Source organism: Klebsiella sp. GG_Kp173 (genome assembly GCF_040062415.1).
GTDB lineage: Bacteria > Pseudomonadota > Gammaproteobacteria > Enterobacterales > Enterobacteriaceae > Klebsiella > Klebsiella quasipneumoniae.
The window spans coordinates 1-1693 of sequence record NZ_JBEAFZ010000062.1 but is presented as its reverse complement, the minus strand read 5'-3'; the positions used below and the strand labels follow the sequence as shown (position 1 = coordinate 1693).

Genomic DNA, 1693 nt, shown 5'->3' with positions numbered 1-1693 from the left:
TTTTGAACTTTTGCTTTGCCACGGAACGGTCTGCGTTGTCGGGAAGATGCGTGATATGATCCTTCAACTCAGCAAAAGTTCGATTTATTCAACAAAGCCACCTGGAGATGAAAACAGGAGTTTTAACATGTATTTAAGAGTGTTGTCAGCGCCCATACTCACCCTTTTTCTACTTATAACTGCCTGTTCAAACCATACTCAAAAAACAAACGTCAGGGTTATGCCCGACAGCGATAAATCTGCGGAAGTTGATGATCTTTTAGGTGGCCTACGATCTCCAACAGTTCCCCCGGAGCATTCAAAAATACTCGGATATGCGACACAAATAAGGAATGCCATTGTTGCCGAAATGTATGAACCCGATGCGCATAAAGGAAAAACCTGCTCTATCCGTATCTCTCTTCAGCCTGATGGTTCAGTGAACAGTGCGACAGCAAAAGAGGGTGATGCAAAATTGTGTAAAGCAGCCATTTCAGCGATTACACGAGCAAAAATACCCGCCGCACCAGATGACGAAACATATCAGAGGGTCAAAAATGCCGATCTTGATTTCAGACTATAGAAATGAAGTTTGAGATGGCTTTTGCTGAAAAGACCTTGGGGGCCACATTCCGTGTTTTCACCTTAATGGTGGGATTGTTGAGGATACACTTTAATGTTGCTTCCAGTCTTGCTGTTATGTTTCAACCTGTTGATATTTAACATAAAACTCATTTTCGGCACTTTGAGGTGCATAGCATTTGCTATACGTTCGTGTTGTGTTATGCTTGTATAGCAATCGCTATACAAAAGAGGTGTGTATGAAATCAGATGTTCAACTCAACCTAAGAGCTAAAGAGTCTCAGAGGGCACTCATCGATGCCGCTGCAGAAATCCTTCATAAATCGCGAACCGACTTCATTCTTGAGATGGCCTGCAAGGCTGCGGAGAACGTGATCCTTGATCGCCGTGTTTTCAATTTTAACGACGAACAGTATGCAGAGTTCATCGATATGCTCGATGCACCAGTCGAGGATGAGCCCGCCATTAATAAACTACTGGCAAGGAAACCTCAGTGGGATGTATAACAGCGCCCGAGCCGTTATCCAGCGCTCATCAGCTGGCCGAGTTCGTCAGTGGAGAAACGGTACTCGATGAATGGCTAAAACAGAGAGGTTTAAAAAATCAGGCTCTTGGCGCTGCCCGAACGTTCGTTGTTTGCAAGACGGGTACGAAGCAAGTAGCTGGTTTTTACTCTCTGGCCACCGGTAGCGTTAACCATACGGAAGCGACAGGTAGTCTTCGGCGTAACATGCCAGATCCTATACCGGTGATTATACTCGCTCGCCTGGCGGTAGATATCTCATTGCACGGAAAAGGGGTTGGCGCCGATTTACTTCACGATGCGGTTCTACGCTGTTATCGCGTAGCTGAGAATATTGGCGTTCGTGCGATAATGGTTCACGCGCTTACTGAAGAAGCCAAAGGCTTCTATGTTCACCATGGATTTAAGGCATCACAAACTCATGAGCGGACTCTGTTCCTTAAACTTCCATGACTGGTTACTGGAGTGGGGAAGTGACTGACACCGACGTAACATATTGATTATCATATCATTTATTTCAACATTTAACATAATCATGATTATACGCATTGATGTTGTAATGGCTCAATAGTAATGTCCGCCTGTGGCTCAATTCAGATGTCCGCGCTA

The 1693-nt window shown here is 44.9% G+C and carries 4 protein-coding genes; 3 read left to right on the top strand and 1 reads right to left on the bottom strand.

Annotation, left to right across the window (positions count from 1 at the left end; genetic code table 11):
• On the bottom strand, positions 1-67 hold a 67-nt coding region (locus ABLU50_RS16155), incomplete at its 3' end, for a hypothetical protein (protein WP_244442386.1).
• Here ABLU50_RS16155 and tolA point away from each other — a divergent pair.
• The 3 genes from tolA to ABLU50_RS16140 all read left to right on the top strand — a co-directional run bounded on the left by tolA (position 47) and on the right by ABLU50_RS16140 (position 1537).
• A complete protein-coding gene (tolA, locus tag ABLU50_RS16150; RefSeq protein WP_236949624.1) occupies positions 47-562 on the top strand; it encodes a cell envelope integrity protein TolA in 516 nt (171 codons plus the stop codon). The genes ABLU50_RS16155 and tolA overlap by 21 nt on opposite strands.
• A gap of 238 nt (positions 563-800) precedes the next feature.
• Complete coding sequence (locus ABLU50_RS16145; protein WP_003026799.1) at positions 801-1067, top strand: DUF1778 domain-containing protein; 267 nt, start codon at positions 801-803, stop codon at positions 1065-1067.
• Positions 1055-1537, top strand: coding sequence for a GNAT family N-acetyltransferase (locus tag ABLU50_RS16140; protein WP_023288256.1), 483 nt, complete (start codon positions 1055-1057; stop codon positions 1535-1537). The genes ABLU50_RS16145 and ABLU50_RS16140 overlap by 13 nt, the downstream gene beginning before the upstream one ends.
• Positions 1538-1693: the final 156 nt, after the last annotated feature.

Excerpts from the sequence above, each read along its gene's own strand:
- tolA (WP_236949624.1), top strand. The coding sequence starts at position 47 with ATGCGTGATATGATCCTTCAACTCAGCAAAAGTTCGATTTATTCAACA.
- ABLU50_RS16145 (WP_003026799.1), top strand. The coding sequence starts at position 801 with ATGAAATCAGATGTTCAACTCAACCTAAGAGCTAAAGAGTCTCAGAGG.